Below are 16,846 nucleotides of genomic sequence, written 5' to 3'. Positions count from 1 at the left end.
GCTTGCAACGCGCTGTCCGACCATCTGCCGCGCCGTTCCACCGGCGCGGTAGATGCGCGGACGGCGCGTTACAGCCCGCAAGGGCCTGGGCCGCCCGTCAGGAGCCGGCCGACTCCACGAGGGCGGGCAGGGAAACGGCGGCGAGCTCGAGCAGCCGCTCGCGGGGCACGTCGGCGGGGTCGGCCACCCAGGCGAGGACCAGCTCCTCGACCATGGCCGACCAGCCGCGGACGAGCAGCCGGTTGACCGGGGTGTCGGGCACGACGTCGCCCCAGGGGTCCTCGGTGAAGATCCGTCCGGTGAGCGCGGAGCGGGCGTCCTCGTAGATCTCGCGCAGCACGTCGTTGCCGCTCGCGGCCGCCTTGACCAGCGACTGGTAGCCGGCGTGGTTGGCGACGACGTAGTCGACGTACGCCGTGACCGACGCGAGCAGCCGCTCGAGCGGCTCGCCGCCCTCGGGCGGCGCGGTCTGCGCGATGAGGTCGTCGGCGGCGTGGCGGACGACGGCCTCGTGGAAGGCCTGCTTGCCGCCGAAGTAGTGGTAGAGCAGGCCCCGGCTGATCCCGGCCTCCTCGGCCAGCACGTCGATCGACAGCTCGTCGAGCGACCGGGTCGCCAGCAGCCGCACGCCGAGGTCGAGCAGCTGGGTCCGCCGCTCCTCGGGCGCGAGGCGGGTGCGTGTGGGTGGCGTCACGACCCCCATCCTATTGACGCTCGTTCAATAGTGCCAATAGCGTCGGGAGCATGAGCACCACCGCCACCGACCCAGCCCACCCGGCCGCGCAGGCCGAGCAGGCCGACCCGACGGTCCGGCACGTCGACCACCTCGTGATCGGCGCCGGCTTCGCGGGCCTCTGCGCCGCCATCAAGCTGCAGGAGGACGGCGAGCACGACTTCGTCGTCATCGAGAAGGGCGACGACGTCGGCGGCACCTGGCGCGACAACACCTACCCCGGCGCCGCCTGCGACGTCCCGAGCCAGCTCTACTCCTTCTCCTTCGCGCCGAACCCCGACTGGACCTCGTCGTTCTCCCCGCAGCCGGAGATCCAGGCCTACCTGCGGCGGGTGGCCCGGGAGTCCGGCACCCTCGACCGGTTCCGGTTCGGGACCCGCGTCGAGGACGCCACCTGGGACGACGCCGCCGCCCGGTGGACGGTGCGGACCTCCACCGGCACCTGGTCCGCGGGCAGCCTCGTCGTCGGCGCCGGCGGCCTCTCGGAGCCCAAGCTCCCCGACATCGAGGGCATCGGGGACTTCCGCGGGCACCTGTTCCACTCGGCGCGCTGGGACCACGACGTCGACCTGGCCGGCAAGCGGGTGGCGGTGATCGGCACCGGCGCCTCGGCCATCCAGATCGTGCCGGAGGTCCAGCGCGTGGCCGCCCGCCTCGACGTCTACCAGCGCACCGCACCGTGGGTGATCCCCCGCAACGATCGGCGCTACTCCGCGCTCGAGCGCGCCGCCCTGCGCCGCGTGCCCGGCCTGCAGCGGGCCTACCGGACGGCGGTCTACTGGGGCCGGGAGACCTACGTGCCGGCGTTCACCCTCGAGCCGGGCATCGCGTACCCGGCCCGCAAGCTCGCCGAGGCCAACATCGCCCGCGGCATCGGCGACCCCGACCTGCGGGAGAGGGTCACCCCGCACTTCGCGCTCGGCTGCAAGCGGGTGCTGATCAGCAACGCCTACTACCCCGCGCTCGCGGCCGGCAACGTCGACCTGGTGACCGACCGGATCGCCCGGGTCACGCCCACCTCCGTCGTCACCGCCGACGGCACCGAGCGCGAGGTCGACGTCATCATCGTGGCCACCGGCTTCCACACCACCGAGCTGCCGATCACCGAGCACCTGGTCGGCCGGCGCGGCCGCACGCTGGCCGAGCGCTGGCGGGAGTCCGGCATGGCGGCGTACAAGGGCACGACGGTGCCGGAGTTCCCCAACCTCTTCCTCCTGGTCGGCCCGAACACCGGCCTCGGGCACTCCTCGATGGTCTTCATGATCGAGTCCCAGGTGCAGTACGTCCGGCAGGCGCTGCGCACCATGCGCCTCAACCGGTACGCCGCGCTCGAGCCGCGCGAGGACGTCGCCGCACGCTGGAACGACCGGCTCCAGCAACGGATGAAGCGCACCGTGTGGCACCGCGGCGGCTGCTCGAGCTGGTACCTCGACGAGCACGGCCGCAACACGACGCTGTGGCCGCGGACGACGTTCGGCTTCCGCGCCGCGCTCCGCGAGTTCGACGCCGCGGCGTACGCCGTGCGCGGCGAGCCCGCTCCCCTACCCACCGGCACCACCCCACCCACCCCCCACCAGACGGAGGACGTACCCGCATGAAGACGCTCGAGAACAAGGTGGTCGTGATCACCGGAGCCGGCTCCGGCATCGGCCGGGCCCTCGCCCTCGACTGCGCCCGCCGCGGGTCGCTGCTCGCGCTGTCGGACGTCGACGAGGCCGGGCTGGCCGAGACCGCCGACCAGGCGCGCGCCGCCGGCGCCCGCGAGGTCCGCACCGACCGCCTCGACGTCGCGGACCGCGACGCGATGACGGCGTACGCCGCGTCCGTGGCCGACCAGTTCGGCCGGGTCAACGTGGTGGTCAACAACGCCGGCGTCGCGCTGGCCGGGGACCTGGTCGACCTGGACTACCCCGACATCGAGTGGATCGTCGGCATCAACTTCTGGGGCGTGCTGCACGGCACCAAGGCGTTCCTCCCGCACCTGATCGCCTCCGGCGACGGCCACGTGGTCAACCTGTCCTCGCTGTTCGGGCTGGTCTCGATGCCGGGCCAGTCGATCTACAACGCGACGAAGTACGCCGTGCGCGGGATGTCGGAGGCGCTGCGCATCGAGATGCTCTCCGCCGGCCACCGGGTCGGCGTCACCGTCGTCCACCCGGGCGGCATCAAGACCGCGATCGCGCGGAACGCCCGGGTCTCCTCGCGCGAGGACCAGGCCAAGACCGCGTCGTTCTTCGACAAGAAGCTGGCCAAGACGACCCCGGAGAAGGCCGCCGAGGTGATCATCGCCGGTGTGCTCGGGGACAAGTCGCGCGTCCTGGTGGGCAGCGACGCGCACGCGCTGCACTGGTTCGGCAAGCTCACCGGGGCCCGCTACCAGGACGTCGTCGCGCGGGTCTCGAAGAAGGTCCTGCCGGCGAAGACCACCGTCGTCTGAGCGGCGGACCGCCGGGCCGGACTTCCGCTAGACGGAGGTCTCGGCCCGGCGGCGGGCGCTGCGCCGGGTGCGCTGCGACCCGTCGGGGCGGGTCCGCAGCGGACCCACCAGCCGGGGGCCGGCCAGCCGGCTCTCCAGCCGGGCCGCCTCCCGCTTGACCGGCTGCGCGACGTACTCGCCGAGGATCACGCCGGCCGACAGCGCCATCGCGACCGAGCCGGCGGTGACCATCGCCAGCAGCCCGGCGCTCGTCGACCCGCCGCCCTCGGCCAGCAGGGTGAGCCCGCGGTAGATCGAGAGGCCGGGCAGCATCGGCACCACCGCGGAGACGACCACGACCAGCGGCGGGACCCGCAGCCGGCCGCCGACGGTGTAGCCCACGAGCCCCACGAACAGCGCCGCCAGCGCGACCGACCAGGCCCGCCCGATCCCGGGCGCCGCCACCGACTGCGAGATCGCCATCGCCACCGCGGACACGAGCGCGATCGGCGCCAGGCTGCGCCGCGGCGCGTAGGAGGCGAACGCGAAGGCCCCGGCGGCGAGCGCGGAGCCGAGGATCATCAGCCCGACCCCGGAGAGCGTGCCGCTGCCCGGGTCGAGCTGGGGCACCTCGACGCCGACCGCGTAGGCGAGGCTGATGCCGCCGCTGACGCCCGCGATGATCCCCGACGTCGCGAGGATCGCCTCGGTGAGCCGGGCGCCCGCGGTGATGTAGAAGCCGGTGAGCGCGTCCTGCAGCGCCCCGAAGAAGCCGATGCCGGCCAGCAGCATGACGATGTTCGCCGTCACGACGAGCGAGGGGTCGAGCGCGAGCGGGGTCGCCGCCGCCAGCAGGGCGATGACCGTGGCCAGGCCGCCGCCCGCGACCTGCTGGTAGAAGACCGGGTAGCGGCGACGCGACATCCGCAGCTGCAGCCGGTCGATCGCCATCGCCGCGAACAGCGCGATCACCACCACGGCGATGTCGCCGCCGAGCTGGAGGCCGACGCCGCCGCACATCAGGCCCCAGCCGACGGTGATCGCCCACCGCGGCCGGTCGTGGCCCGAGGAGGTGATCCGGCCCAGCTCGGAGCGCGCCTCCTTGAGGTCGAGGTCCTGGCGCAGCAGCGCCCGGACCAGGTGGTCCACGCGGGTGAGGTGCTCGTAGTCGATCGCGCGCTGCTTGACGTAGCGCAGCTGCACGATCGCGGGCTCGTCGCTGACCGGCTGGTGGCTGATCGACATCGAGGTGAAGGTGATGTCCACGTCGACGTTGCGCAGGCCCAGGCTGCGGGCCACGGCCTGCATCGTCGCGGTCACGTCGGCGGCCCCCGCACCGGAGGCCAGGAGCAGCTCGCCGATGCGCAGCGAGAGGTCCAGGGTCTGGGTGATCGTGCGGACCGAGGACTCCTCCGACGCCGACATGGCGCCGATGCTAGACAGGGCCCATGTCGCTCTCGGAGGCTCCCCCGGCCGGCTCCCGGGTCGCTGTGACGATGACCAAGTGGGGCGCTGTGCCGCACTGGACCTTCGAGGCCGTCGTGCTCGGCACGGACGTCCACGGCGACTGGTTGGGGCTGCGCGCCGGCACCCCGATGTCACGGCCCGGGGCGTCGTACGTCGCCCCCACCGACCAGGTCGTGCTGGTCCCGCCGGCCGGTCCCGAGCTGGGCCGCGCGTGGCTGGCGACCTTTCACGGGGAGGGCGGACCGCTCGACGCCTACGTCGACATGACGACGCCGCCGGTCTGGGACGGCACCGTCCTGCGGGCGGTCGACCTCGACCTCGACGTGCTGCGCGGTCCGACCGGACGGGTGTGGGTCGACGACGAGGACGAGTTCGCCGAGCACCGGGTGACGCTGGGCTACCCGCCGGAGGTCTGCGACCTGGCCGTCGCCTCCTGCGAGCGGGTCCGCGCGCTCGCCGAGGCCGGCGCCGCGCCGTACGACGGCACCGCCCAGGGGTGGCTGGCCCGGCTCTGAGCGCCGGCGGGGAGCGCGCCGGCGCCCGGCGCCCGCCGGTGTGCTTCGCTGGTGCCGTGCGGATCGACTTCCGGCCCTCGCCCGAGCCCACCATCGGGGTGGAGTGGGAGCTCGCGCTGGTCGACCGCGGCTCCCGCGACCTGGTCAACGCCGCCTCGGAGCTGATCGACGCCGCCCGGCCGCGGATGGCCAGCCCCGAGCAGCTGCACAAGGAGCTGCTCCGCAACACCGTCGAGGTCGTGACCGGGGTCTGCCGGACCGTCGACGAGGCGGTGACCGAGCTCCGGCACGCCCTCGAGGCGGTGGTGCCCGTCGCCGACGAGCTGGGTGTCGACCTGTACGGCGGCGGCACCCACCCGTTCGCGTCCTGGACCGCGCAGCAGCTGACCGAGGGTCACCGCTACGAGGAGCTGATCAACCGCACCCAGTGGTGGGGCCGGCAGATGCTGATCTGGGGCGTGCACGTCCACGTCGGCCTGCCCGAGCAGGAGCGCGTGATGCCGGTGTTGTCCTCCCTGCTCAACCACTACCCGCACCTGCAGGCGCTCTCGGCGTCGTCGCCGATCTGGGCGGGCGTCGACACCGGCTACGCCTCGAACCGCGCGCTGATGTTCCAGCAGCTGCCGACCGCGGGGCTGCCCTTCCAGTTCCAGCATTGGTCGGAGTTCGAGTCCTTCGCCGGGGACCAGCTGCACACCGGTGTGATCGACGAGCTCAGCGAGATCCGGTGGGACGTGCGGCCCGCACCCCACCTGGGCACCCTGGAGAACCGGGTGTGCGACGGCGTCTCCTCCTTCGAGGACCTCGCCGCCATCGTCGCCCTCTGCCAGTGCCTGGTCGTCGACCTCGACACCCGGGCGGCCGCCGGCGAGCAGCTGCCGACGATGCCGCCGTGGCACGTGCAGGAGAACAAGTGGCGGGCCGCGCGGTACGGCCTCGACGCCATCGTCATCCTCGACGCGGACTCCAACGAGCGGCTCGTCACCGACGACCTGGTCGACCTCGTGGCGCGGCTCGAGCCGGTCGCCGAGCGGCTCGGGTGCTCCGCGGAGCTGGCGTCGGTCGCCGACGTCCCCGGGCGCGGGGCGTCCTACCAGCGGCAGCGGGCCGTCGCGGAGGAGTCCTCCGGCGACCTCGTGGCGGTCGTCGACTCGGTGGTCGGCGAGCTGCGCCAGGGCCTGGGGCGCTAGCGGGCGTACCCGCCCTCGGGCGGGACCATCTCCAGCCGCACCCCCAGCAGCCGGACCGGCCGGTCCCGCTCGACCCGGTCGAGCAGGCCGGCCGCCGCGTCGGCCAGCACCTCCGGGTCGTTCGTCGGCGCCGGCAGGGTCCGGCTGCGGGAGGTGGTGAGGAAGGGCCGGAAGCGCACCTTGATGCCCACGCGCGCCGCCAGCCGACCCTCGGCGTCGATGTCCGCCGTCGCCGCCCGCGCCAGGCGACGTACCGCCTGCTCGACCTCCGACCAGTCCTCCAGGTCGGCCTGGAACGTCTCCTCGCGGCCGTGCGCCCGTGGGACGTACGGCGTCGGGTCGACCGGGCTGGTGTCGACCCCGCGCCCGAGCCGGCGGTACCAGGGACCCATCGTCGGCCCGAGCTCCGCGGCCAGCAGCGCGGGGTCGGCGGCGGAGAGCTGGGCGACGGTGTCGATGCCGAGCGCGGCCAGCCGCTTGGCCGTGCGCCGGCCGATCCCCCACAGCGCGTCGGTCGGCCGGTCGCCCATCACCTCCGACCAGCTCTCCGCCGTCAGGCGGTACGTCCCGCGCGGCTTGCCGAGGTCCGTCGCGATCTTGGCGCGCAGCTTGTTGTCGCCGATGCCCACCGAGCAGTGCAGGCCGGTGCGCTCGAGCACCGCGGCCCGGATCCGTGCGGCGAGGTCCTCCGGGCTGGTGGGGGTCCCTCCCCCCACCCCCTCCGCGGCCGGGTCGACGGCGAGGAACGCCTCGTCCCAGCCGAGCACCTCGACGACCACGGGCGCGCCGTCCCAGGTCGTGGCCCGCAGCGTCGCCATCACCTCCGCCGAGGCCTCGTCGTACGCCGGTCGGTCCACCGGCAGGAACACCGCGTCGGGGCACCTGCGCGCGGCCGCGCGCAGCGGCATGCCCGAGCCGACCCCGTGCTCGCGCGCCTCGTACGACGCGGTCGAGACGACCCCGCGCTCGGTCGGGTCGCCGCGACCGCCCACCACGACCGGCCGCCCGGCGAGCTCGGGCCGCCGCAGCACCTCGACGGCGGCGATGAACTGGTCGAGGTCGACGTGCAGCACCCAGCCGGCCCGTGGGTCGGCGGCCGCTCCCGGCGTGTCCTCGGGGTGGGTCATCGCGGCGGCGGCGGCAGAGCGTTGGTGGACTCCAGCTGGTCCATGCCGGTGATGAGCAGCAGGTCGACCACGACCGACCGGAGCTGGACGAGCACGACCTCGGCGTTCATCTCGGCGGCCCGCTCGACCCGCCCGGAGGCGTCCCCGACGGCGAGCAGTGCCGACCGGGCCGCGGCCGGCGTGCGGTCGGCCTCCAGCTCCTCGGCCACCGCGTCCGCGGCGTCGGCGAGGTCCAGGGCCAGCAGCGCGTAGGAGGAGGGGACCGGCCGGCGGTGGTAGGCCAGCACCGCCACCTGGCGCACCAGCACCCGGGTGCTGCGCAGCCCCCGGTCCAGCGGCTCGACCAGGTCGGCCATCCGTCGCAGGTTCCCCCGGTGCCGCACCCGGAACGGCGAGGACGTCACGACCGCCATGCCCTCGTCGGCGGCGGCCTGCAGCTCGCGGATCAGCCGGTCGGTCGTGCGGGCGTCGGCCAGCAGCGCCATGCCGCGGTCCGACGCCCCGTCGGTCATCACCTCCCCCGCGGCGCGCAGCAGCGTGGCGATCTTCCGGACCACCAGCGCCGCCTGCTCCCGCGGTCGCCGCAGGGGCGCCGAGGGCACGACGGTGGCCGCGAGCAGCGCCACGGCACCGCCCACCAACGCATCGGTCCACCGCACCAGGCCGGCGCCGGGATCGGGCACCAGCGTGGAGACGACGATCGACTGCACGGCGGCCTGGGTGACCACCAGCTGCCCCCCGTCGAGCAGGAAGGCGGTCGACATCGCCAGCACGACCACCAGGGTCAGCTGCCACCCGCCGGTGCCGATCTGCAGCGTGAGCAGGTCCCCGACGAGCACGCCGACGGCCACGCCGACGGTGACCTCGGCGACCCGGCGCAGGCGCTGGCCGTAGGACGTGCCGAGGCTGACCACCGCGGCGACCGGCGCGAAGAACGGCGTGGGGTGCCCGAGCAGGTCGGCAGCCACGAACCAGGCCACGCCCGCCGCGACCGCGCACTGCCCGATCTGCCATCGCTTGGCCGACAGCCGGCCGAGCCGGGCCCGCATCGAGGTCCGGCCGCGTTCGCGGAGGCGGTCGACCGGGCCGGGCTCGTGCATGCGGCCGATCGTGCCAGAGCCCCGGCGGGACGCCGACCGGTCACGACGGCGAGGCGAGCGACTGCGCGTAGTTGATCGCCCGCTTCATGTCCGCGAGGTCGCGGTACCAGGTGCGGACCTCGCTGCGGCAGCGCACCCGAGCCACCTCGGTGTCGTACTCCCGGCACTCGGCGTGCGCCTCGGAGTCCGTCGGCGGGAACTGCTCGCTGCCGTCGTACCGGAGGATCTCGAAGCCGTTGACCTTGTCCCCGGTGACCTCGACGATCGTGTGGGGAACCGGCTTGTAGGGCTTCCCGGCGACCTGCCCGGGGGCCACCGCGCCCCGATCCGTGCCCCCGTCGGCGACCGCCGCCCCTCCGGTCCACCCGCCGACGACGAGGCCGGCCACCACCCCGACCGCCGCCGCACCCGTCGCCAGGCCGTTGCCGAACCGCTTGTCCATGTCTTCTCCCGAGGTCTCGCGCACCGGCTGGTTCCGGTGACGGGAAGGACGCTAGGGACGCGGCGCGCCGGGCAGCGGGCGTCCGGCCGCCGCTGGGGAGCACCCGCCGGCGGGCCCGCCCTGTGGACGGCACCTGGGCCGGAGCGGACCCACGGCGCCCCGCCCTTGTGGCGGACGTCACCGCGAGCCACACTCACCCCCGACCGTGCTCGTGCGGCCGGTGCTCCCCGTCGCGACCGAAAGGCCCTCCGTGGTCACTCCGATCGATCCCACCTCGCTGGCCTTCCTGATGGCCGAGAACCGCAGCATGCCCATGCACGTCGGCGGCCTGCAGCTGTTCGAGAACCCGGCCGGGGCGGGGCCCGACTACACCCGCGAGATGTACCAGTGCATGCGCGACGCCGACGAGCTGTCGCCGCTGTTCCTCAAGCGGCCCTACCGGTCGCTGCGCACGGCCGGCCAGCTGGTGTGGAAGCAGGACGAGCAGTTCGACATCGACCACCACGTCCGGCACAGCGCCCTCCCCCAGCCCGGCCGCATCCGCGAGCTGCTCGACCTGTGCGGGCGGCTGCACGGCACCCGGCTGGCCCGGGAGCGGCCGCTGTGGGAGGCCCACGTCATCGAGGGGCTCGACGACGACCGGGTCGCGCTCTACACCAAGGTGCACCACTCCCTCGTCGACGGCGTCTCGGCGATGCGCCTGCTGCAGAGCGTGCTGAGCGAGGACCCCGAGGAGCGCGGCATGCGCGCCCCGTGGGACGCCCGGCCGCGCTCGGGCAGCGAGCCGCGCACCCGCGACCGCTCGCCGGTCGACCTCGCCGAGGTCCCGGTCCAGGCGCTGCGCACCGCGCTCGGCATCACCGCCGAGGCCGCCGGCCTGCCCGGCGCGCTGGTCCGGACCCTCACCAAGGGGCTGCGCAACGAGACCTCCGCGCTGTCGCTCTACGCGCCGCGCACGATCTTCAACCAGCGGATCACCGGCTCGCGCCGGTTCGCCGCCCAGGACTGGCCGATGGAGCGGCTGCGCGCGGTCGGCAGGGCGACCGGCACCACGCTCAACGACGTCGTCCTCGCGATGTGCAGCGGCGCGCTCCGCAGCTACCTGCGCGAGCTCGACGCGCTGCCGGACTCCTCCCTGGTCGCGATGGTCCCGGTCGGGCTCAACGCCAAGCAGTCGCAGGTCGCCAATCCCGACGGCGGCAACGCGGTCGGCGCGGTCATGGTGCAGCTCGCCACGAACCAGGACGACCCCGCCCGGCGCCTCGACCTGATCCACCGGTCGATGCGCGACGGCAAGGAGGCGCTGTCGTCGATGACGCCGGTGCAGATCGTCGCGATGAGCGCGCTCGGCCAGGCCCCGGCGATCCTCACCCCGGCGCTGCGGCTGCAGGGCATCGTGCGGCCGCCGTACAACGTGATCATCAGCAACGTCCCCGGCCCGCGCTCCACGCGCTACTGGAACGGCGCCCGCCTCGACGGGACCTACCCGCTGTCGATCCCCATCGACGGGATGGCGCTCAACATCACCTGCACGTCGTACGACGACAAGCTGGCCTTCGGACTGACCGGCTGTCGTCGCACCGTGCCGCACCTGCAGCGGCTGCTCGTCCACCTCGACGACGAGGTGGCCGCGCTGGAGAAGGCCGCCGGCGTCGACTGAGCGGTCCCCGACCGAGCCGGGTCACCAGCCGACCCGCTCCACCAGCCCGCCGCCGAGCAGCGCGTCCACGGCACGCAGCCGCGCCCGGGTGATGTCGGCGACCGTGCGCAGGCCGGCGAGGTCGGCGTTCGAGCCGGGCCGGGTGGGCTCGGCGGAGTTCACCGAGACGCAGGCGCGGCTGCCCCCGTCGGCGGCGTTCGCCAGCGCGACCGCGTGGCCGGTGGTGCCGCTGCCGGCGAACGGGTCGAGGACCACCGCGTCGTCGGGCATCGTCCCGAGCACGCGGCGGACCAGGCCGGTCGGCTTGGGCGACTCGAAGACGTGCCCGACCAGCTCCTTGAGCTCGGCGACCGCGGTGTCGGTCGACCCGACCTCCTCGGCCAGCCAGATGGTCGGGAGCTTCTTGCGGCGACCGCCGGGGGTGTCGCGGTCCAGCCAGTCGCGCTGGAAGACGTCGACCCGCTCCCCGGCACGGCCCTTGACCACCCGGCACACCAGGTCGCCGGGGCGCTCCTGGATCCGCGGGCGGCTCCAGCGCCACACGGCCGGCCGCCCGTCGCCGAAGACGGGACCGACCTCGACGGCACCCGCGAACGGCTCGGTCGCCACCTGCCCGCTCACGGGGTCGCCCCAGACCGGGAAGTGCAGGGTCGGCGCGGTGACCGGGTTGAACTTCTTGTTGGTGTTGCGCAGCGGCAGGTGCCGGTAGCGCCGGCCGGACGCCTCGTCGAGCAACGGGAAGTCGCGCTCGTCGACCGTCTCGGCGCTGCTCGCGTCCAGCACGGTCCGCCGCGCGTCGCGGGCGTAGGCCAGCAGGTACTCGTGGCTCGTGGCGAACCCGCGCCCGAGCTGCCGGCCCTTGGGGTTGAGGTTGACCACGACCTGGGCGAGGAAGTTCTGCTCGCCCATCACCTCGTCGAGCAGCAGCCGCAGCCGGGGCGCCTCGTTGTCGTCGATGCTCACGAAGAGGGCGCCGGTCTCGCGCAGCAGGTCCCGGCAGGCCTCCAGCCGCGGGCGCATCATCGCCACCCACGCGTCGTGCCGGCTCCCCGGTCGGCCACCGGAGTCGCGGAAGTCGTCGCGGTAGGCGAAGTCGTTGCCGGTGTTGTACGGCGGGTCCGTGCAGACCAGGTCCACCCGCTCGCCGGCCGCCGCCATCGCCCGGAGCACGTCGAGGTTGTCGCCCTCGACGAAGGTGTTCCACGGCCGCACGCGCCGACCCTAGAGGCCCCGCCCCACGGCCGCGGGGATTGCGGCGCATCCCCAGCGGTCACCGTGCGGGTGTGGACCACCGGGAGCGGCGCCGGCACGGCCCGGTCCTCCCGGGCGTCCTGGTCGCGCTCGTCCTCGCCGGCCTCGTGCTGCTGCGCGACCCGGGCAGCAACGGGGCCCGCCTGCGCGAGCTGCTCGGCACCGAGGAGCGCCGCGCCGAGGCGGTGACGGTCCCGGCCGGGCCGGGCGCCTACCGCTTCGCCGCGACCCAGCCGGGCTCGGACAAGCCGGTCTCCTGGAACCCCTGCGAGGACGTCGAGTACGTCGTGAACCCGGCCGGCGCCCCGGCCCACTGGCGCGCGATGGTCGAGCGGAGCGTCGCGACGGTCTCCGCCGCGACCGGGCTGCGGTTCTCCTACGAGGGCGAGACCGACGACCGCAACTTCACCGACCGGATCGGCGCGCTGGGCCGCGCGGCCCCGGTCCTCATCGGGTGGGCCGACGAGGACGAGGTCGAGGAGCTGGCCGGGGACGTCGCGGGCGTCGGTGGCGCGGCGTACCTCGAGACGCCGGGGCGCTGGAGCTACAGCACCGGCATGGTCGTCCTGGACACCGCCGTCTTCACCGAGCTGCCCGCCGACGGGGACTCCTACGACGACCCCGACACCCGGGCCCTCGACCTGCAGACCGCGATCCTCGACCACGAGCTCGGGCACGTCGTCGGGCTGGCGCACGTCGAGAGCCGCGAGGAGCTGATGTACGCCGACAACCTCGGCCGCACGTCGTTCGGCGCCGGCGACCTGCAGGGGCTCGCGCGGCTCGGCGCCGCCCCCTGCGCCTGAGCCGGCCGGTCCGGCGCCCCGCCGGGGCGTGACCTCCGCCCCGCTGGACCGTTCATCCAGCGCCAGCACGTCCGAGCCGGAGGACCGGGTCCCATGCGCCGTACCACCAGCACGCTCCTCGCCACCCTCGCCCTCCTCGCCGGCGGCCTGGCCGCCGCGCCGAGCAGTCCGGCCGCCGACCCGGCCGCCGCCCCGGTGGCCCCGGCCGACTCCTCGATCCGGGCCGGCGTCACCCAGCGCGACGGCTGCGTCAGCAGCGTCCCGGAGCCTGGCGAAAGTACCCCGGTCGACATCTGCTGGACCGTCTTCAAGCCGGCGGGCGCGTCGGCGAGGCGGCCCGTCCCGATGGTGCTGCACAGCCACGGCTGGGGCGGCAGCCGCGCGGCGCGGGGCGAGGTGCAGGCGTTCCTCGACGCGGGCTACGGCGTGCTCACCTTCGACCAGCGCGGCTTCGGCGCCTCGGGCGGGCACGCCCACGTCGAGGACCCCGCCCTCGAGGGCCGCGACGTCCGCCGGCTGGTCCGGCTCGCCGCTGGCCTGCCCTGGGTCCAGCAGGACGGTCCGGGCGACCCGCGGCTGGGCGCCATCGGCGGCAGCTACGGCGGTGGCTACCAGTACGTCGGCGCCTTCGAGCTGCTCCGCACGCGCGGCACGCCGGTCTTCGACGCGCTCGCCCCGCAGATCACCTGGCACGACCTGAGCCAGAGCCTGGCCCCCAGCGGCGTCGTCCGCACCGAGTGGGCCCTCGCCCTCAGCGCCGCCTCCCTGCCCAGCGACGCGCTGCCGCCCCGCGTCTACAAGGCCCTGGTCGAGGGCGCTGCCCTCGGCACCTGGCCCGACGGCAGCATCCCCGGCACCGAGGACATGGTGTCGTTCTTCCGCAGGAACGGCCCGCGCTGGCACGTGGGCCAGGGGCGTCGCCTCGACATCCCGATGCTGCTGGGCCAGGGCACCACCGACGGGCTGTTCCCGCTCGAGCAGGGGTTCCGGAACTGGCAGCAGGCGATGACGGCGGGGGCCCGCCGCCGCAGCATCTTCGTGGGCTACAACGGCGGGCACGTCCTGCCCGCCGTGCTCCCGGCCGGCACGACCGCCGACACCGACCCGTGCAGCCGGAAGCTGGCCGGTGGCGACTTCGAGAGGCTCACCGTCCGCTTCCTCGACCACGTCCTCAAGGGCCGGCGGACGACGCTGCGCGGCTTCGGGAGGATGCACCTGGCCACCCCCGGCGGCACCTGCACGACGATCCGCACCCCGCGCGCGAACACCGCCGTCGAGGTCGGCACCGTCGCCACGCTCGAGGGAGTCGGCACGCCGCTGTCCTACGAGGTCGCGCAGGGCCCGATCCGGGTCGCCGGCACGCCGTACCTCACGGGCACGATGACCGCGCTGGGCGTGCAGAACCGCGCCTTCTACGGGCTCGCGGTCGGGACCAGCCCGCTGGACGCGCGCCTGGTGCAGAACAACGTGCTGCCGATCGACGAGCCGCGTCCGGTGCTCGGCGAGGCGCGACGGGTCGCGCTGCCGTCGGTGGCGGTCGACGTGCCGGCGGGGCAGAACCTCTACCTGCTGGCCACACCCGTCTCCGACACCTTCGTGCTGATGGGCTCGCGCCTGCCCGGTGCGGTCACGATCGAGGACACGATCGTCCATCTTCCCGTGGTGGGCCGGTGATCGGCCTAGCCTTGCGCGGGTGCGCGCCCGACTCTCCCTGACCTCCGGCGCCCTCGCCTGCGCCCTCATCCTCGGATCCACCGCGGCGATCGCCGCGCCCGGCGACGACCCGGCCGCCCCACCTGGCGGTACGCCGCTCGGCGGCGCCGATCGTACCGAGCGTGCCGACCGTGCCGAGCGTCCGGGCCTGCGCGCCGAGCGCGGGCCGCAGCACACCTCCGGCGGGGAGCCAGGCCTGCTCGCCCCGGTCGTGCCGCAGCGTCTGCTGCGGTTCGCCCAGCGCTCCGAGCCGGTCCGCTCCGACGTGGCTCCCGGCGTCAGCCTGACCCGCTGGGACGAGGCCGACGCCCGGGGACCGCAGCGGTTCTCGCTGCTGACCGTCGACCCGTCGGTGCCGGGGGTGTCGCTCGACTACGCCGGCGCCCGGAACGTCTCGGGCACCGCCACGCTCCCCACGCTGCTGGCCGGGTCCGCGACGGTCGCCGGGGTCAACGGCGACTTCTTCGACATCGGTGACACCGGCGCGCCGCTGGGGACCGGCCGGGACCTCGAGCGCGGCGTCCTGCACGGGCGGCGCTCGGGGTGGACCTCTTCCTTCCTGGTCGACAAGCGCGGTCGGGCGGACATCGACGAGGTCGCGCTCCGCGCCGGCGTGCGACAGCGCCCCGGGATGAAGGTGACCAACCTCAACTCCCCCTTCGTCGAGCCCGGCGGCGTCGGCATCTACACCTCCGCGTGGGGCACCACGTCCGGCTACCGGGTCACCAGCGGCCAGCGGCGGGGCGTGCGCATGGTGCTCGTGCGCGGCGGGAGGGTCGTGCGCACCCGGGCACGGCTGTCCGCGGGCGAGAGGATCCGCGGCACGCTGCTCGTCGGCCGGGGCGCGGGCGCCCGGGCGCTCGGGAAGCTCCGCAAGGGCTCCCGGGTCGACGTCCGGTGGTGGCTCCAGGGCGGTCCCCGGATGGCGATCAGCGGCAACAAGGTGCTGGTCCGCGACGGCGTCGTCGAGGTGGTCGACGACCGGGAGATGCACCCCCGCACCGCCATCGGGATCGACCGGGACACCGGCGAGGTGCTCGTGCTGGTCGTCGACGGCCGGCAGGAGGTCAGCCGCGGCGCGACGATGGTGGAGCTGGCCGCCACCATGATCGACCTGGGCGCCGACGAGGCGCTGAACTTCGACGGCGGCGGCTCCACCACCATGGTCACCCGCCGCGCCACGGGCGGCCTCGGGGTGGTCAACACCCCCTCGGACGGCCACCTGCGCCAGGTCGCCAACGCGCTGCAGGTCCGCTACACCCCGCCGCGCGGCTGAGCCGGCCGGGCGTCCGGCGCGACCGCCAGCGCGACGGTCGTGACCGCCACCCGGCACTCGACGGTCGACCAGGGCACGACGACCTCGAAGGCGCCGCCCACCAGCCGCGCCGACGTCGCCGGCTCGCAGCCGACCGCGACGACCTGCGCGAGGACCGTCGGGAGCCGCTCCTCGGTCCCTCCCGACCGCAGCTCGCCCACCCGCTCGCGCAGCCGCGCGGCGTACGCCGGCTCGAGCCCGGCCACGAAGTCCTCCAGCGCCTCCGGCTCGGTCACCGGCACCGCCACGTCGCCCACCGACCCGCCCGCGCCGGCACCGGTGACCAGCTCGACCCGCGGCGGCGCCACACCCCCGGCGGTGGTGGTGGCGGCCGGGTCCGGCGCCTCCTCCGCCCCGCCGCAACCGGACAGCAGGACGGCAGCGAGGACCGTCGCGGCGGAGGTCGCGTGGAGGGGCCGGGGCAGCGGGCGCACGTCGGTGGGACGCCGGGGAGGCCCACGCCGTTCCCGGGCCACCTCACGAGCGGGGGGCGGCCGCTGGCATCCTGCCGCTGTGCCGTCCGCCCGCAGCTTCACCCGCGCCGAGCTGGAGTCCTTCCGGGACCGCGAGGTCCCCGACCTGCTGCCCGGGCCGGACGGGCCCGCGCTGCGGCTGCTCTTCGTCGGCATCAACCCCGGGCTGTGGACGGCCGCGACGCAGACCCATTTCGCCCACCCGGGGAACCGCTTCTACCCCGCGCTGCTGCGCGCCGGTGTCATCGAGCGCCCGATCGACCCGGCCGCCGGCATGACCGAAGACGACCGCGACCACCTGCGCGCCCGCGGCATCGGCATCACCAACGTCGTCCGGCGCGCCACGGCCAAGGCCTCCGAGCTCACCGCCGAGGAGTACCGCGCGGGCGGCGTCCAGCTGGTCGAGACGGTGCGCCGTGCCCGGCCGCGCGTCGTGGCGGTCGCCGGCATCACGGCGTACCGGGCGGCCTTCGGCCTGCCCAAGGCGGTCCCGGGCCGGCAGCCGGAGCCGATGGCCGACGCCGAGCTGTGGGTCGTGCCCAACCCGAGCGGCCTCAACGCCCACGAGACCGTCGCGTCGCTGGCCGAGGCGTACGCCGCGCCCGCGCGGGCCGCGGGCGTCCTCACCGGCTGAGGCCGCT

16 protein-coding genes are annotated in these 16,846 nt (G+C 74.9%); 9 read left to right on the top strand and 7 right to left on the bottom strand.

Features of this window, described 5'->3' with window-relative positions; all coding sequences use genetic code 11:
* Positions 1-97: 97 nt before the first annotated feature.
* Positions 98-703, bottom strand: coding sequence for a TetR/AcrR family transcriptional regulator (locus AB0N29_RS00215; RefSeq protein ID WP_302269806.1), 606 nt, complete (start codon positions 701-703; stop codon positions 98-100).
* Positions 704-744: 41 nt separating this feature from the next.
* On the opposite strand from AB0N29_RS00215, the gene AB0N29_RS00210 reads away from it, so the two are divergent.
* Positions 745-2,331: an NAD(P)/FAD-dependent oxidoreductase gene (locus tag AB0N29_RS00210; protein ID WP_364863145.1), complete on the top strand. Its 1,587-nt coding sequence runs from the start codon at positions 745-747 to the stop codon at positions 2,329-2,331.
* On the top strand, positions 2,328-3,170 hold the full coding sequence (locus AB0N29_RS00205; protein WP_302269804.1) for an SDR family NAD(P)-dependent oxidoreductase: 843 nt from the start codon (positions 2,328-2,330) through the stop codon (positions 3,168-3,170). Before AB0N29_RS00210 ends, AB0N29_RS00205 begins: the two co-directional genes overlap by 4 nt.
* 27 nt (positions 3,171-3,197) lie before the next feature.
* On the opposite strand, the gene AB0N29_RS00200 is transcribed toward AB0N29_RS00205, so the two are convergent.
* Positions 3,198-4,574: a threonine/serine exporter family protein gene (locus AB0N29_RS00200; protein WP_302269803.1), complete on the bottom strand. Its 1,377-nt coding sequence runs from the start codon at positions 4,572-4,574 to the stop codon at positions 3,198-3,200.
* A gap of 23 nt (positions 4,575-4,597) precedes the next feature.
* Here AB0N29_RS00200 and AB0N29_RS00195 point away from each other — a divergent pair, with 23 nt between their 5' ends.
* A complete protein-coding gene (locus AB0N29_RS00195; protein WP_364863143.1) occupies positions 4,598-5,131 on the top strand; it encodes a DUF402 domain-containing protein in 534 nt (177 codons plus the stop codon).
* 56 nt (positions 5,132-5,187) lie between these two features.
* The gene (locus AB0N29_RS00190; RefSeq protein WP_302269801.1) at positions 5,188-6,321 is read left to right on the top strand and encodes a glutamate--cysteine ligase; all 1,134 of its coding nucleotides are present in this window, start codon (positions 5,188-5,190) and stop codon (positions 6,319-6,321) included.
* Here the strand turns inward: AB0N29_RS00190 and AB0N29_RS00185 are convergent.
* From AB0N29_RS00185 to AB0N29_RS00175, 3 genes are read right to left on the bottom strand one after another with little or no spacing between them, the layout of a single operon-like run.
* On the bottom strand, positions 6,318-7,448 hold the full coding sequence (locus AB0N29_RS00185; RefSeq protein WP_364863141.1) for a DNA polymerase IV: 1,131 nt from the start codon (positions 7,446-7,448) through the stop codon (positions 6,318-6,320). The two genes, AB0N29_RS00190 and AB0N29_RS00185, sit on opposite strands and share 4 nt — an antisense overlap.
* A complete protein-coding gene (locus AB0N29_RS00180; RefSeq protein ID WP_364863140.1) occupies positions 7,445-8,548 on the bottom strand; it encodes an FUSC family protein in 1,104 nt (367 codons plus the stop codon). The genes AB0N29_RS00185 and AB0N29_RS00180 overlap by 4 nt, the downstream gene beginning before the upstream one ends.
* Before the next feature lie 40 nt (positions 8,549-8,588).
* Entirely contained in the window at positions 8,589-8,990 is a 402-nt protein-coding gene (locus AB0N29_RS00175) for a hypothetical protein (RefSeq protein WP_364863139.1), read from the bottom strand.
* A 250-nt stretch (positions 8,991-9,240) separates the two neighbouring features.
* Here AB0N29_RS00175 and AB0N29_RS00170 point away from each other — a divergent pair, with 250 nt between their 5' ends.
* Positions 9,241-10,650, top strand: a complete 1,410-nt coding sequence (locus tag AB0N29_RS00170; RefSeq protein WP_364863137.1) for a wax ester/triacylglycerol synthase family O-acyltransferase — start codon at positions 9,241-9,243, stop codon at positions 10,648-10,650.
* Positions 10,651-10,671: 21 nt separating this feature from the next.
* Here AB0N29_RS00170 and AB0N29_RS00165 read toward each other — a convergent pair whose 3' ends face one another.
* Positions 10,672-11,862, bottom strand: a complete 1,191-nt coding sequence (locus tag AB0N29_RS00165) for a site-specific DNA-methyltransferase (RefSeq protein WP_364863135.1) — start codon at positions 11,860-11,862, stop codon at positions 10,672-10,674.
* Positions 11,863-11,933: 71 nt separating this feature from the next.
* On the opposite strand from AB0N29_RS00165, the gene AB0N29_RS00160 reads away from it, so the two are divergent.
* The 3 genes from AB0N29_RS00160 (at position 11,934) to AB0N29_RS00150 (ending at position 15,693) form a co-directional block, all read left to right on the top strand.
* Complete coding sequence (locus tag AB0N29_RS00160) at positions 11,934-12,704, top strand: matrixin family metalloprotease (RefSeq protein WP_364863133.1); 771 nt, start codon at positions 11,934-11,936, stop codon at positions 12,702-12,704.
* A 93-nt stretch (positions 12,705-12,797) separates the two neighbouring features.
* Positions 12,798-14,378, top strand: coding sequence for a CocE/NonD family hydrolase (locus AB0N29_RS00155; protein WP_364863131.1), 1,581 nt, complete (start codon positions 12,798-12,800; stop codon positions 14,376-14,378).
* A gap of 19 nt (positions 14,379-14,397) precedes the next feature.
* Positions 14,398-15,693: a phosphodiester glycosidase family protein gene (locus tag AB0N29_RS00150; protein ID WP_364863129.1), complete on the top strand. Its 1,296-nt coding sequence runs from the start codon at positions 14,398-14,400 to the stop codon at positions 15,691-15,693.
* Here AB0N29_RS00150 and AB0N29_RS00145 read toward each other — a convergent pair.
* The gene (locus AB0N29_RS00145; protein WP_364863127.1) at positions 15,672-16,166 is read right to left on the bottom strand and encodes a hypothetical protein; all 495 of its coding nucleotides are present in this window, start codon (positions 16,164-16,166) and stop codon (positions 15,672-15,674) included. The genes AB0N29_RS00150 and AB0N29_RS00145 overlap by 22 nt on opposite strands.
* A gap of 79 nt (positions 16,167-16,245) precedes the next feature.
* Here AB0N29_RS00145 and AB0N29_RS00140 point away from each other — a divergent pair, with 79 nt between their 5' ends.
* A complete protein-coding gene (locus AB0N29_RS00140) occupies positions 16,246-16,839 on the top strand; it encodes a mismatch-specific DNA-glycosylase (protein ID WP_364863125.1) in 594 nt (197 codons plus the stop codon).
* Positions 16,840-16,846: the final 7 nt, after the last annotated feature.

The organism is Nocardioides sp. NPDC092400 (genome assembly GCF_040684155.1).
In the GTDB taxonomy this organism is placed as follows: Bacteria; Actinomycetota; Actinomycetes; order Propionibacteriales; family Nocardioidaceae; genus Nocardioides.
The sequence above is the reverse complement of the archived record's forward strand: the minus strand, read 5'-3'. Positions and strand labels throughout refer to the sequence as shown.

Excerpts from the sequence above, each read along its gene's own strand:
- AB0N29_RS00215 (WP_302269806.1), bottom strand. The coding sequence starts at position 703 with ATGGGGGTCGTGACGCCACCCACACGCACCCGCCTCGCGCCCGAGGAG.
- AB0N29_RS00210 (WP_364863145.1), top strand. The coding sequence starts at position 745 with ATGAGCACCACCGCCACCGACCCAGCCCACCCGGCCGCGCAGGCCGAG.
- AB0N29_RS00205 (WP_302269804.1), top strand. The coding sequence starts at position 2,328 with ATGAAGACGCTCGAGAACAAGGTGGTCGTGATCACCGGAGCCGGCTCC.
- AB0N29_RS00200 (WP_302269803.1), bottom strand. The coding sequence starts at position 4,574 with ATGTCGGCGTCGGAGGAGTCCTCGGTCCGCACGATCACCCAGACCCTG.
- AB0N29_RS00195 (WP_364863143.1), top strand. The coding sequence starts at position 4,598 with ATGTCGCTCTCGGAGGCTCCCCCGGCCGGCTCCCGGGTCGCTGTGACG.
- AB0N29_RS00185 (WP_364863141.1), bottom strand. The coding sequence starts at position 7,448 with ATGACCCACCCCGAGGACACGCCGGGAGCGGCCGCCGACCCACGGGCC.
- AB0N29_RS00180 (WP_364863140.1), bottom strand. The coding sequence starts at position 8,548 with ATGCACGAGCCCGGCCCGGTCGACCGCCTCCGCGAACGCGGCCGGACC.
- AB0N29_RS00175 (WP_364863139.1), bottom strand. The coding sequence starts at position 8,990 with ATGGACAAGCGGTTCGGCAACGGCCTGGCGACGGGTGCGGCGGCGGTC.
- AB0N29_RS00155 (WP_364863131.1), top strand. The coding sequence starts at position 12,798 with ATGCGCCGTACCACCAGCACGCTCCTCGCCACCCTCGCCCTCCTCGCC.